Annotated in this window: 12 protein-coding genes; 2 read left to right on the top strand and 10 right to left on the bottom strand. The window is 70.8% G+C overall.

Annotated features, from left to right (window positions below; translation table 11 throughout):
* Nucleotides 1-116 precede the first annotated feature (116 nt).
* Genes ACFFRH_RS08420 through ACFFRH_RS08410 form a run of 3 tightly spaced genes read right to left on the bottom strand, consistent with a single transcriptional unit; the run spans nucleotide 117 to nucleotide 2,733 of the window.
* Nucleotides 117-956, bottom strand: a complete 840-nt coding sequence (locus ACFFRH_RS08420; protein ID WP_386155407.1) for a class II fructose-bisphosphate aldolase — start codon at nucleotides 954-956, stop codon at nucleotides 117-119.
* Nucleotides 956-1,861, bottom strand: a complete 906-nt coding sequence (locus ACFFRH_RS08415) for a 1-phosphofructokinase family hexose kinase (protein WP_386155405.1) — start codon at nucleotides 1,859-1,861, stop codon at nucleotides 956-958. The genes ACFFRH_RS08420 and ACFFRH_RS08415 overlap by 1 nt, the downstream gene beginning before the upstream one ends.
* A 2-nt stretch (nucleotides 1,862-1,863) precedes the next feature.
* Entirely contained in the window at nucleotides 1,864-2,733 is an 870-nt protein-coding gene (locus ACFFRH_RS08410) for an SIS domain-containing protein (protein ID WP_386155403.1), read from the bottom strand.
* Nucleotides 2,734-3,043: 310 nt separating this feature from the next.
* On the opposite strand from ACFFRH_RS08410, the gene ACFFRH_RS08405 reads away from it, so the two are divergent.
* Nucleotides 3,044-3,829: a DeoR/GlpR family DNA-binding transcription regulator gene (locus ACFFRH_RS08405; protein WP_386155401.1), complete on the top strand. Its 786-nt coding sequence runs from the start codon at nucleotides 3,044-3,046 to the stop codon at nucleotides 3,827-3,829.
* 88 nt (nucleotides 3,830-3,917) lie between these two features.
* Here the strand turns inward: ACFFRH_RS08405 and ACFFRH_RS08400 are convergent, their stop codons facing one another.
* The 7 genes from ACFFRH_RS08400 to ACFFRH_RS08370 form a co-directional block, all read right to left on the bottom strand.
* Nucleotides 3,918-4,730 carry a carbohydrate ABC transporter permease gene (locus ACFFRH_RS08400; RefSeq protein ID WP_386155399.1) on the bottom strand — a complete coding sequence of 271 codons (813 nt, stop codon included), beginning with the start codon at nucleotides 4,728-4,730 and terminating at the stop codon, nucleotides 3,918-3,920.
* Nucleotides 4,730-5,653, bottom strand: a complete 924-nt coding sequence (locus ACFFRH_RS08395; RefSeq protein ID WP_386155397.1) for a carbohydrate ABC transporter permease — start codon at nucleotides 5,651-5,653, stop codon at nucleotides 4,730-4,732. Before ACFFRH_RS08395 ends, ACFFRH_RS08400 begins: the two co-directional genes overlap by 1 nt.
* A 237-nt stretch (nucleotides 5,654-5,890) precedes the next feature.
* Entirely contained in the window at nucleotides 5,891-7,159 is a 1,269-nt protein-coding gene (locus ACFFRH_RS08390; RefSeq protein ID WP_386155395.1) for an ABC transporter substrate-binding protein, read from the bottom strand.
* Nucleotides 7,159-8,475: an alpha-glucosidase/alpha-galactosidase gene (locus ACFFRH_RS08385; RefSeq protein WP_386155393.1), complete on the bottom strand. Its 1,317-nt coding sequence runs from the start codon at nucleotides 8,473-8,475 to the stop codon at nucleotides 7,159-7,161. The genes ACFFRH_RS08390 and ACFFRH_RS08385 overlap by 1 nt, the downstream gene beginning before the upstream one ends.
* Nucleotides 8,472-9,494, bottom strand: coding sequence for a carbohydrate kinase family protein (locus ACFFRH_RS08380; RefSeq protein WP_386155391.1), 1,023 nt, complete (start codon nucleotides 9,492-9,494; stop codon nucleotides 8,472-8,474). The genes ACFFRH_RS08385 and ACFFRH_RS08380 overlap by 4 nt, the downstream gene beginning before the upstream one ends.
* Before the next feature lie 655 nt (nucleotides 9,495-10,149).
* Complete coding sequence (locus ACFFRH_RS08375; protein ID WP_386155389.1) at nucleotides 10,150-10,776, bottom strand: class I SAM-dependent methyltransferase; 627 nt, start codon at nucleotides 10,774-10,776, stop codon at nucleotides 10,150-10,152.
* A gap of 402 nt (nucleotides 10,777-11,178) precedes the next feature.
* Nucleotides 11,179-11,997: a hypothetical protein gene (locus tag ACFFRH_RS08370; protein ID WP_386155387.1), complete on the bottom strand. Its 819-nt coding sequence runs from the start codon at nucleotides 11,995-11,997 to the stop codon at nucleotides 11,179-11,181.
* A 360-nt stretch (nucleotides 11,998-12,357) separates the two neighbouring features.
* On the opposite strand from ACFFRH_RS08370, the gene ACFFRH_RS08365 reads away from it, so the two are divergent.
* On the top strand, nucleotides 12,358-12,879 hold the full coding sequence (locus ACFFRH_RS08365; RefSeq protein ID WP_386155385.1) for a GNAT family N-acetyltransferase: 522 nt from the start codon (nucleotides 12,358-12,360) through the stop codon (nucleotides 12,877-12,879).
* Nucleotides 12,880-13,279 lie beyond the last annotated feature (400 nt).

Genomic DNA, 13,279 nt, shown 5'->3' with positions numbered 1-13,279 from the left:
GCAGGGCGCCGGGCGGAGCTCCGGGCGGGGCGACCGGACAGGGCGACCGGACAGGGCGACCGGACAGGGCGACCGGACAGGGCGACCGGACGTCCGCTTCCGGCGGTGCCGGGAGGCTAGTCCCGGCCGGAGACGACGCGGAGCAGGTGGGCGGTCTCGGTGGCCATGGCCTCCCGCGCGGCCTCCAGGCGGGCCCTGGGGTCGGCGCCGGAGGACTCGGCGGCGAAGGAGTCGCGGAGCGTCCCGGTGAACGCGACGTTCAGCGCGGTCCCGATGTTGATCTTCTTGATCCCGGCGGCGACGGCCCGGCGAAGCTCGTCGTCGGGCACGCCGGAGGAGCCGTGCAGGACCAGCGGGACGGAGGCGGGCAGCGCGGCGCGCAGCGCGGCGATCAGGTCGTGGTCGAGCCTGGCGCTGCGCGAGGTCATGGCGTGGGAGCTGCCCACCGCCACCGCGAGGGCGTCGACGCCGGTCGCGGCGACGAACGCGGCGGCCTCGGCGGGATCGGTGCGCGCGCCGGGCGCGTGCGCCCCGTCCTTCCCGCCCACCTCGCCCAGCTCGGCCTCCAGCCACAGCCCGTTCTCGTGCGCCCAGCGCGCGGCGGCCTCCGTCCGGGTGAGGTTGGTCTCGTACGGATCCCGGGACGCGTCGTACATGACCGAGCCGAACCCCGCCTCGGCGGCCTCGTACAGGAGCGCGTCGCCGGTGACGTGGTCGAGGTGGAGGGCGACCGGCACCGGGGCGGCCTCCGCGAGGGCGCGGGCGGCGGCGGCGAGCGGGTGCGGGCGGCCGAGGCGGAACCGCACGGCGTTCTCGCTGATCTGGAGGATCACCGGGATCCCCTCCCGCCCGGCGGCGACCACCACGGCCTCGGCGTGCTCCAGGGTGATGATGTTGAAGGCGCACGCCCCGCCGTGGGCGGAGGCGACGATCGAGGCTGTCGTGGCGAGCGGCATTACGTCTCCTGGGACAGGGCGTGGTAGGCGGCGAGGTCGACGGTTCCGGCGACGGGGGACAGCACTGCGGCGGCCGACAGCGCGACCGCGTCGGCGAGGACGGCGGGCCAGTCGGCCGGGCCGGGGCGGAGCAGCGCCCTGGCTAGCGCGGCCGCGGCGGCGTCCCTGGACCCGGTGGGGTTGCGCGGCAGCCGCCGGGACGGGCGGGCCGACCAGCTGCCGCCGGGGGTGACGGCGAGCAGGCCGTCCGCTCCCCGGGAGACGACCACCGCGGCGGCGCCCGCGCCGAGCAGCCGCGACGCGGCCTCCTCCGCGGGGCCGGGGCCCGCGGCCCGTTCGAGTTCGGCGGCGTTCGGCTTGACGATGTCGGGCCCCGCGGCCACCCCGAGCCCGAGGGCCTCGCCGTCGGCGTCCAGCAGCACGCGTACGCCGAGCGCGCGGGCGTCCGCCACCAGCTCGGCGTACGCGCCGGGCGCGACGCCGGGCGGCAGGCTCCCCGACAGCACGACGACCCGGGCGTCCCGGCACAGCTCCAGGAACAGGGCGCGGAACTCGTGCCACTCCCCCGGGGCGACGGCCGGTCCCGGCTCGTTGAAGATCGTGGCGTCGCCGTCCGCGACCACGGTCACGGTCCGGCGGGAGTCGCCCGCCACCGGCGCGAAGCGGGCCGGGACGCCCGCGGTCGCGAGGTCCGTGGTGATCTCCGCGCCGGTGCTCCCGCCCGCGAGCCCGGTGGCGACGACCTCGGCGCCGAGGGTGGCGAGGACACGGGCGACGTTGACGCCCTTGCCCCCGGCGCGGCGGTGGACGGCGGCGACGCGGTGCGTGGCGTTCGGCACCAGCGCCTCCACCTCGTAGGTGACGTCCAGCGCGGCGTTGAGGGTGACGGTGACGATCTCGCCCATGACTACTGGAGGATCACCGAGCGGGTCAGGTTGCGCGGGCTGTCCGGGTCGAGGCCGCGCGAGCGGGCCAGCTCCACCGCGAGCCGCTGGGCCCGGACCAGGTCGGCCAGCGGGTCGAGGGCGGTGGCCGTGGTGAGGGCCCCGGTGCGGGCGACGTCGTCGAGCAGGTCCTCCTCGCCGCCGAAGAACCACACCAGGCTGTTCTCGTCGGCGATGCTGATCGGCCCGTGCCGGTACTCCATCGCGGGGTACGCCTCCGACCAGGCCAGCGCGGCCTCCCTGAGCTTCAGGGCCGCCTCCTGGGCCAGGCCGTTGGTCCAGCCGCTGCCCAGGAAGGTGAACTGCTGCCGCGAGAGCGCCCCCTCGGGGAGCGGTGCGGTGAGCGCGGCCTCGGCCTGGGCCGCGAGGTCGGCGGGGGCCTCCCCGAGGTGCGCGCGGAGCAGGGCGAGCCCGCTGGTGGCGAACCTGGTCTGCACCACGGAGCGCTCGTCGGCGAACTCCAGCGCGATCACCGTCCCGGCCAGGCCGGTCACCGGGGTCGCGGGGTCGGCGGTGACGGCGACCGTCGGGACGTCGCCGGCCGCTTCGAGGGCGTGCAGCACCTCCGTCGTGGTCCCGGACCTGGTGATCGCCACCAGCCGGTCGTAGCGGCGCGCGGGCAGCTCGGAGGCGGGGAACGCGTCGGTCTCCCCCTGTCCCGACCGCTCGCGCAGGACCGCGTAGGCCTGCGCCATGTAGAGCGAGGTGCCGCAGCCGATCACCGCGACGCGCTCACCCGCCTGCGGCAGGCCCGCCGGGTTCGCCGCGCCGAGATCCAGCGCCTGCCGCCAGCACGCGGGCTGGCTGGCGATCTCCCGCAGGACGTACGTCACGTGCGCCTCCTCATGGATGCTTATTTATGCTTGCAACATGCCATATTTGAGCATGTATGAGCAATAGCAATTGTTTCAATGCTCGATACGCTTCGCGGAGCGGCACAGGCGGGAACGGACGGGAACGGCGGCAGCGGGCCAGGTACGGACGGGAACGGCCGGAGACGGCCCGGCCCCCGCCGGAGACGGTCGGCCCCGCCCGAACGGCCGACTCGGCCGGACGGCCAGGGACGGCCGAGGACTGCCCGGGACGTACAGGGACGTGCAGGGGCGTGCGGGGACGCACGGGGACGGCGAGGAGGAAGCTCTCATGACGAGCCACGACCGGTGGAACGCGCTGCTCGCGATCCTGGCGAGAGACGGCAAGGTCGAGGTGGACGCCGTGGCCGGTGAGCTGGGAGTGTCGGCGGCCACCATCCGCCGCGACCTCGACCACCTCGACCGCCAGCAGATGCTGACCAGGACCCGCGGCGGCGCGGTCGTCAACGCGATCTCCTACGACCTGCCGCTGCAGTACAAGGCGGCGCGGCACGCGCCGGAGAAGCACCGGATCGCCACGGCCGCGGCGGCGCTGGTGTCGGCCGGCGCGGTCGTCGGGCTGAACGGCGGCACCACGACCACCGAGGTCGCCCGCTCCCTGGCGACGAGCGCCGACCTGCACCGGCAGGGCGGCGAGCCGAGCCTCACCCTGGTCACCAACGCGCTCAACATCGCCAACGAGCTCGTCGTGCGCAGGCACGTCAAGCTGGTGGTCGTCGGAGGCGTCGCCATGCCCGCGTCGTACGAGCTGATCGGGCCACTCGCGGACGGCGTACTGCGGGAGGTCTCGCTCGACATCGCGATCCTCGGCGTGGACGCGCTCGACCCCGAGCGGGGCGCCTTCGCCCACCACGAGGGCGAGGCCGGGATCAACAGGTTGATGGCCTCCCGCGCCCACCGGGTGGTCGTCGTGGCCGACTCCTCCAAGCTCGGCATGCGGGCGTTCGCCAGGATCTGCCCCTGCGACGACATCGACGTCCTCGTCACCGACGCCGACGCCCCCGCCGTGACGGTCCGGCGCTTCACGGACGCCGGGATCGAGGTCATACAGGCCTGAGGGCCCCGGGGCGATCAGCCCTCGCCGGGTGTCGAGGTCGTCCGGACCGAGGGGCCCCGGGCGAGGGACTTCGGGGTGCTCCGAGGGCTCACCCCTTCAGGCCGCTGAACGACATGGTGGCGATGAAGTGCCGCTGGGCGAGGACGAAGGCGGCGACGAGCGGGAAGACCGCGACGACGTTGCCCGCCATCAGGGCCGACCACTCGGTGTGCCGGGCGCCCGCGAACGTGGACAGGCCCATCTGCAGCGTGTAGGTCTCCTCCGAGCTGATCGAGATGAGCGGCCAGATCAGGTCGTTCCACGCGCCGAGCAGGGTGAAGACGACCAGCGCGGCCAGGGCGGGCCTGGCCAGCGGGAGCACGATCCTGAAGAACACCCCCAGCTGTGAGCAGCCGTCGATCCTGGCCGCCTCCTCCAGCTCGCGCGGCAGCGACAGGAAGAACTGGCGCATCAGGAAGACGCCGAACGCCGAGGCGAGCCAGGGCACGAAGGCCGCGCCCAGGGTGTCGATCAGGCCGAGACCGCGGAACATCATGAACGTCGGGATCATCAGCACCTGCGCCGGGATCATGATCGTCGCCATGATCGCGGTGAAGCCGACCGTGCGCCCGGGGAACTTGAGCCGGGCGAAACCGTACCCGGCCAGGGAGCACAGGACCACGTGCCCGGCGACCGCGACCGCCGAGACGATGACGGTGTTGAGCAGCCAGCGCGGATAGTCGTCCTCGGTGAAGATCCGGGCGAACCCGTCGAGGCTGAACTCCGAGGGCCACAGCGTGGGGGGATACCTGTTGATCTCGGCGTCCGGCATGAACGCGGTCAGCGTCATCCACAGCAGGGGCGCCACGAAGACGAGCGCGGTGGGTGCCAGGATCAGGTGGGCGAGCCAGGGGCGTTTCATCAGGCCTCCGCGCGGCGGGTGTACCAGAGGGCCACGGCGGACGCGGCCAGCGTGGCCACGAACAGGCCGTAGGCGACGGCCGCCCCGTACCCGGAGTGGAAGAGCTGGAAGGCCTGCCGGTAGAGGTAGAACACGATCACCGTCGTCGAGTCGAGGGGCTGGCCCTTGGTCGTGGTGTAGACGAGGTCGAAGAGCTGGAGCGCCGTGATGGTCTGCCAGATCGCGAGGAACACGGTGGCCGGGCGCAGCTGGGGCAGGGTGACGTGCCGGAAGACGTGCCTGCGTTCGGCCCCGTCCACCCGCGCCGCCTCGACCAGCTGCTTCGGGATGTCCTGCAGCGCGGCCAGGTAGACCACGGCGGGCATGCCGACCCCGCCCCAGAGCGAGACCACGACGAGCGTGATCATCGCCTGGTCGGGATCCTGCAGGAAGCCCATCCCCGGCAGGCCGAGCGCCCTGAACGCGGCGTTGACGATCCCGAAGTCCGGGTCGAAGACGAAGTTGGCGAGGATGCCGGTGGCGGCGGCCGAGACGACGTACGGGACGAAGATGCAGGTGCGGTAGAGCCCGATGAACCGGATCGGCAGGTTCAGCGCCGTCGCCAGCACCAGCCCCAGGGCGATCGAGCCCGGCACGAACAGCACGGCGTAGAGCAGGGTGTGCCCGGCCGCCGCGCGCAGGGCGGTGTCGTCGAGCATGTCGCGGTAGTTCTGCAGGCCCACGTACGACCCGCCGGTGATGAGGTCGCCGTCCCTGAGCGAGAGCAGCAGCGCCCAGACCGCGGGGAAGATCGACAGACCGACGATCACCAGGGTGGCGGGGAGCACGAAGCCCCAGCCGGTCAGGTCGGGCAGGCGCCATCCTCTCCGCGCCCGCGTGCCCGCGCGGGTCATCGCCACCGTCCCGGCGCGGGCGTCACCCATCGGCCCGCCCCATCGCGGCGGAGGACCGGCACGAACCCCACGCCCCCGCACCCGCGAGCGCCATCTCCGCCGAAGACCGGCGTGAATCCCGCAGCCTCGCGCCCACGAGCACCGCCGCGGCCGGAGACCGGCGTGAACCCCGAACCCCCGCACCCGCGAGCACCACCCCGGCCGAAGACCGGCGTGAACACCTCGCCCCCCGCACCCTCACGCCCGCGAACGCCGTCCCGGCCGGGCTCATCGGGACTTCTCCAGGATCCGGTCGCTCTCCCGGGCCGCCGTCGCCAGCGCCTCGGCCGCCGGGGTCCCGCCGACGAGCACGCTCGCGACCGCGTCGCCGACCTTCTCCGACAGCTCCGGATAGGCCTGTACGGCGGGACGGGCCTGCTTGGCGTTGTCCAGGTTCTCGGTGAAGACGTCCACGTCGGGGAAGTCCTCGGTGAACTTCTTGTAGGCGGGCAGCGCCATGGTGGCCTTGCGGAGCGGCAGGTTGCCGAGTCCGAGGCTCCAGCGGGCGTCCTGCTCGGGCCGGGTGAGCCAGGTCAGGAAGGCGGCCGCGGCCTTGGCCCGCCGGTCGCCGTTGTCGAAGACGACCCAGTTGTCGGGACCGGCGACGGTCTCGTGGTTGCCCGCGTGGCCGGGCATGACCTGCACGCCGTACGAGACCTTGTGCCCGATGACGTCGAACAGCGCCCACGGCCCCGCGATGATCATCCCCACCTTGCCGCTCTGGAAGAGAGGCAGGAACTTCTCCCCGTTCTGGTCGAGATAGACGGATTTATCCTGACGAGCCATCGCGCCCCACAGGTCGAGCGCCTGGACGGCCTGCGGGGTGTTGAAGGCCGACTTCCTCCCGTCCTGCGACAGGATGCTCCCGCCCTGCTGCCAGAGCTGCGGCCAGAACCGCCACACGGTGTCCTCGCCTCCGGCGACCGGGTAGGCGGTGCCGTACACCCCGTCGCGGGTCAGCTTGGCCGCGGTGGCGCGGAAGTCGTCCCAGGTCCAGTCGGCCGAGGGGTAGGGCACCCCGGCGGCGTCGAAGAGCTTCTTGTTGTAGATCACCGCGAGGTTGTCGACGACCGCCGGGATCCCGACGACCTTGCCGTCCACCTCGGACACGGCCCGCTCGGGCGGCCAGAAGTCGTCCCAGCCGAACGCCGGGTCCTTCACCGTCGAGGTCAGGTCGTACACCTGCGGGCTCTTGGCCAGGTGCGCCATCCACGACCCGTACATGTAGGCGATGTCTGGCGCCTTGCCCCCGGCCAGCGCGGCCTGGACCTTCTGCAGCATGTCGTCGACGTTGGTGGTGCCGACGGCGGCAACGATCTTGACGTCGGGATGGGCGGCGTTGTACTCCGCGGTCAGCTTCTTCAGCACCTCGGCCTGGCTCTCGACCTGGCCGTGCCACCACACCACCTCGACCGGCCCCGAGGCGTCGTCCTTCGCTCCGGAACCGCAGCCCGCCAGCAACGCGGCCAGCAGGAGCAGCACCACGCTTCGTTTCATCACACACTCCTGAGGGGTTCGGGGAGCAGGTCGCCGTGGGCGCGGACCAGGTCGTCGCAGAGCTCCCAGATCTGCTCGACGGTGAGGGAGGCGGCCGCGTTGGGGTCGGCCATCACCGCGTGCCGCACGTGCTCGGGGCGGCCCTCCACGGCGGCCCGCACGGTGAGATCGTTGACGTTGACGTACGAGCGGTTGAGCGCGGCGCACTGCGCGGGGAGGTCGCCCACCGCGGTGGGCCGCACGCCGAGCGCGTCGACCAGGCACGGCACCTCGACGACACAGCCGTCAGGCAGGTTGGAGATCAGCCCCTTGTTCACCACGTTGCCGTGGATCACCCGGGGCGTCCCCGTCGCGATGCTGTGCACGATCTGCGGGGCGTACTCCATGGTGGCCTCGACCTCCAGGGACCGGCCCGCCCGCAGGGCGTCCCTGGTGGCCTCGTAGCGGCGCACGTTCTCCTCGCTGATGCCGAGGTAGGCGTTCACCGGGATGCGCAGCCGCTCCACCTCGGCCGGGTCGCGCAGGTACCACGGCACGTACTCGGAGGAGTGCTCGCTGGTCTCGGTCGGGTAGTAGCCGAGCCGCCGGTACATGTCCACGCGCACCCGGCGCCGCAGCTCCGGGTCACGGGCGATGGCCTCGTCGAGCCGCGGGTAGAGGTCCTCGCCCCCGGACTCGAAGCGCAGCATCCACGCCTGGTGGTTGACCCCGGCCGCGAGGTAGTTCACCTTCTCGAACGGCACGCCGACCAGCCCGGCCAGGTCGTGCGCGGTCCAGAAGACCGAGTGGCACAGCCCCACGACGTTGCGGACCGGCGTGGCCGCGGCCAGGTACCAGACGTTCATGGCCATCGGGTTGGTGTAGTTGAGCAGCCAGGCGTTCGGGCAGACCTCGGCGATGTCCCGGCCGATCCCCTCCAGCACCGGGAACGTGCGCAGCGCCCGGAAGATCCCGCCGACGCCGATCGTGTCGGCGATCGTCTGGCGCAGGCCGTAGCGGGCGGGGATCTCGAAGTCGATCCGGGTCGCGTCGATCATGCCGACCTGGATGATGTTGACGACGAAGTCGGCGCCCTCGAGGGCGCGTCGCCGCTCCAGGTGCGCGGAGATCTTCGCCGTCCTCCCGCCCGGTCTCGTACCCGTCGCCGCTCCCGCTCCCGCGATGACCCGGGCGGCCGCCTCGGCGGTGTCAAGGCGCTCGGGGTGGATGTCGTGCAGCGCGATCTCCAGGCCGTCCAGGTCGGGGAAGGCGAACAGGTCGGCCAGCAGGCCCTGGGTGAACTCGACGCTGCCCGCGCCGAGGAATGCGATCTTCATAGGGAGTGAACCTCGTCCCAGCCGGGCTGGGCGGCCGTGCCGCCCGCCGCGCGAGTGGATAGGGAGCCGCAGGCCGCGGCCACGCGCATGCTCTCCCGCAACGTCAGGCCACGCAGCCTGGCGGCGAGGAAGCCCGCGTTGAAACTGTCACCGGCACCCACCGTGTCGACCGGGTCGGCGGGCGGCGCGGCGACCCGCACCAATCCGCCATCGGCCCAGCTCAGAGTACCCGCGGCCCCGTTCTTGACAACCGGCAGCGGCCCACGCCCGGCGAGCGCCTCCACCGCCCTCTCCAGGCGATCCGCCTCCGGACCCGCCCTCTCCAGACGACCCGCCTCCGGATCGCCCGGCGCCCGGACCCCCGGCACCGGGACCCCCGATGCCAGGTCACCCGGCCCCCGTGCTCCCGCGGCGGCGAGGGCCAGTGCCTCGGCGGCGTTGGGCAGCAGGACGTCGGTGACGGCGAGGACCCCGTCCAGGCCGAGCCACCTTCCCTCGGGGTCGTCGTTCGTGTCGAGCGACGTGGTGGCCCCCGCCCGCCTCACCCGCTCGAAGAACGCGGGCAGGCCCTCGGCCAGCGCGGGCTGCAGGAAGTACGAGGACGCGTGGACGTGCCTGGCGAGGTCCGCGGGGAGCCCGTCCACGGTCATGTGGGGCAGCGAACCGGGCGCGGTGAGGATGGCCCGGTCCTCGCCGTTCACCAGGACGACCGTGAGCGCGGTCGGCCACTCGCCGACCGCGCAGAGCGACACGTCCACGCCACGCTCGGACAGGCTCCGGAGGACGAACCCGCCTGCCTCGTCGTCGCCGACGAGCCCGGCGAAGGCCGTACGCAGCCCGAGGCGGGCCGCGCCGCACGCGGTGATCGCGCCCGACCCGCCGAGCACGAGAGCGCCGCCCGCCACCAGCTCCTCCCGCTGCCCGTACGCGAGCCCGCGCGGCGCCCCGGAGAGCACCACGTCCGGGTTGGCGTCCCCGACGACCAGCAGATCGAACTCAGACGCCGCGGCAGGGGACACGACAGGCCTCCGGATCGAGCCTCTGCCCCAGGGCGTCGGACGCGCGTGAGTGACCTTGGACCCGGCCGCGAGCGGGGACGGGGGTGGCCGCCGGAGCGGAGACCGGCGTGGGGGTGGGGATGGGGGAGGTCAGGAGACCCGGGATGGTGGGAAAGGGCGGGGAGACGGTTGCTCGGAGACGCATGTGACTCCTCTGGACGGAGTTCGGACACGTGATGGCCTGCGCACTGTTCCGCACTCTCCGCCAGCGCCCTCGCCACAGACGCCGGAGTGACAAGGCCCATAACCGTAGGACTCATGTCAGCACGCGAGGTTCGTCTCCTCCTCTCGTTTCGTCACAGAATTGCGCGCTTGTGCGTGAAAAGCAACCGTTTCAATCATTAAAAATCGGTCACATGGCCATCACCCCCCGAAACGGCTCCCAATCCCCCCGACAGGCCGCGATCGGCCCGGACCACGCAGGACACGACCGGCAGGACGCGAAGGCCCGGCCCGCGAAGGGCACGAAAGACCGCTGGACGCGAGCGGCTCGGACCCCGAAGGGCACGAAAAGCCGCTGGACGGCGCTCCCCGCCGTCCAGTGCTGATCTACATTCGGTGCCGGCCTACATAGCCGGCAAAGACTCACGACGGCCCGCGGATGGGCCGCGGCGGATCACGGCCGGACGGCCAGGATCCTGAAGCTGACACCGCGCGTCATCCGGGACACCGACTCGATCCGGAAACCGGCCTGCTCCAGGAACGGCCGGGGGTCGCGGGTGAGGTGGTCGGCCTCGAACCGCACGAACGCCGGTTCCACCAACCGCATCCCGGCCCGGATGATCGGATTGCTCGACGGCCCGTGCTCGGCCAGCACGAACCGCCCGCCCGGCTTGAGCACCCGGTAGGCCTCGCGCGCCGCGGCCACCGGGTCCGGGATGGTGCACATCGTGAACGTGGAAAGCACGGTGTCCGCGCTGCCGTCGGGCAAGTCCAGGTGCTGCACATCGCCCTGCCGCAACTCCACCCGCTCCCCCAGGCCGTCCCGCGCCACCCGCCTCCGCGCCAGTTCCAGCATGCGCTCTGACAGCTCGATCCCGATCACCGTGACGTCGGCGTCGTACAGCGGCAGGTTGAGCCCGGTGCCGACCGCGATCTCCACGGTACGGCCGCGCGCCTGCCCGACGGCCCACTCCCGGCTCCCCGGAAACAGGCGCCGCTCCCAGACCCGCATCTGGTCGTCGTAGCGATCCGCCATCCGGTCGAACACCCGCCGTACGTCGGCGTCCGTGGTAGTACGCATCGAGCAACCTCTCCGGAACGAGAACCCCACACGATCATCTCGCCGCCGTGAGACGGCGAAAGGTCATCTCTGCCGAGGCGATCACCGCACCCGGGGCGATGACCACGCCCTCCACCGTCATCCCGCCGAGACGCCGCCCGCCTGTCGCCACGCCCCGCCCATCGGCCGGATGCCCGGTCTCCTCGTAACGAACCGGCCCCCGGTACCGTTCCGGCGACCCCGCTGTTCCGCGGCACCCGAAAGATCCCACCGACCCCCCGAAAGCAGGCCGGCGATGGTGGACGACTCCCCTTCGACGCCTCTCACAAGGCCCGCACTCAGACCACCGACCCCCGGGCGCCCCACACCCTGCCTCGAAGCCAGGGGTGATCACCCGTCCCCATCCTGCCGGGTGCACGATATTCAGAAGTCCGACGCGATCGCCCATCCCCAAACGAACACGAACAACGTGAACAGGACCTCCAGCCCGTACATGATGTTCTGACCGGTGGAACCGAAGATCACGAAAGCGACGGCGGCCAGGACGCAGCCCAGCACCAGGCAGACGTCGACCACGAAAAGGATCAGAGCCAGCAGGAGCCGGACCAGGAACCAGACGAAACCGATGCCGAACCACTTCGACATCGTCGAGTCGTCGTACGCCCAGCGAGACAGTGCGAAGGGGACGTAGAAAGAGGACGCCCAGTACTCCTCCCACCGCGTCACGATGCCCGCAGGACGCTCCTGGAGAACGGCCTCCGCGCCGGTGAACTCGATCGTCTGGACTGTTCCCTGGGTGATGTCGATGAGCACTTCACGGTTGACGACCTGGATGGAGGTCGTCCCGTTCACGACGGCCTTGAACTCACCCGCCCCGCTCTTGATCTCATAAATATGATCGAATCCGGCTATCGACTTGTCATGGGATGCGTTCCCATCCCTGATGATCACGTAGATGGCGTCGCCGTCCCGAGATGACAGATCATATTTTGCGCCAATCGAGAAGACCCCTATCGGGGTCACGAGAGAACTTTCGCCGCTGATCTGCAAACTTCCCGAACGATCCACCGTGAACTTCACAGGGATGAACGCCGGCCGATACGACCCTTCGACCCCGGAGGTCGAGCAGCCGGTCGACACCAGGATCACCAGCAGGAGACCCAGCACCACGAGAGGCGCACTCTCCCTTGTGTATCGAATCGCGCCCCGCCGCATCGCCGAAGCGGCGACAACCTCCGCCATGGAACCCCTTTCCGCTTCCCTTGGTCCGGCCCCACCATCCGCACCCGGGATACCGTCCTGATTGACCCGAGTTTGATCTGGTGTGACTACAAAGGGCAACGAATTGACGGAGCGTCGAGTTTCAAGCGGGAAATTCGGATATTCTGTTTGCAGCTATACATAAAATTGGTTACCCGAAACATTCACCCTACGCCCCCCTGGAACAGGGAAACAGACACATAGCTTTAGAAAAGGGGCATTAAGCAACCCGGAATATAGTTCAGCTGGGGCCCCAGGCGCTGGACTCGCGAAGGCGAACCGCCCTCCAGTCCTAATACTCCAGCCGTAGATCGTGATGGTCCGGATGGCTATCGTCTCCGTATGCCTGAACTGATCGTGCCCACCGCGCACCTGCACTCTGCCTGGCTTGAGGCGCATCACGAGTGGGGTCCCGGCCTCCACGAGGACGGATTCGGGCTGGGGACATCCGACGAGGTCGACTCTCCCGACGGATTCGCGGTCTGGGCGGCGCGACTGGCTGAGGAGTCGGAGCCGGCGAAGCCGACGGAGGGCGGCCGGATGAGCTGCATGTATCGATGGATCGTTGAGGGTGACCGGGTGCACGGCGGGATCGCGCTGCGGTACGGGCTTGACGATTACGTGCGGCAGTTCGGCCACATCGGCTACGGCATCCGGCCGTCTTCACGTCGGCGCGGGCTGGCCACCTGGGCGCTGGGCCGGATGCTTGACGAGGCGCGGGCGCTCGGGCTGGACCGGATACTGATCGTCTGCGAGGTCGACAACCTCGCCTCGGCGAAGATGATCGAGCACAACGGCGGCGCCCTTGAAGGCATACGGGACACCGAGCACGGTCCCGCACGGCGCTACTGGATTGAGCTCTAATATTCCGGCCTCAGGTCACGACGCTGGACGAGATCGCGTACGTGTGAACCTGCAGAGATAACACCCCGGCGCCACAAGTACGCGAGACGGCGAACGCTGTGATCATTCAGGTGTGATCGACCTGGCCGACGAGTCATGCGGCTCGGCTACGGATGCGTCAGGGGCACCCCGGGCAGACGGCGCAGAGTCGGCCAGGCCACCAATCGTGATCTCCGCCAACGAGATCCGCCGTCTGCTCACGCTGCTGAACCGACCGGCCCTCGACGAGCAGCGTGTCCGGCACTGGTCGGCATGGCGGTTACGCCACCAGGCGCGAGCACAGCGAGCTCATTACCAGTGGCAACGCATCAGAGATCACTAAGTGCGACTGGAGTACTAAGCGTCTGGGAACGGTGAGGTC

It is taken from the genome of Streptosporangium vulgare (assembly GCF_042428775.1).
In the GTDB taxonomy this organism is placed as follows: Bacteria; Actinomycetota; Actinomycetes; order Streptosporangiales; family Streptosporangiaceae; genus Streptosporangium; species Streptosporangium vulgare.
The sequence above is the reverse complement of the archived record's forward strand: the minus strand, read 5'-3'. Positions and strand labels throughout refer to the sequence as shown.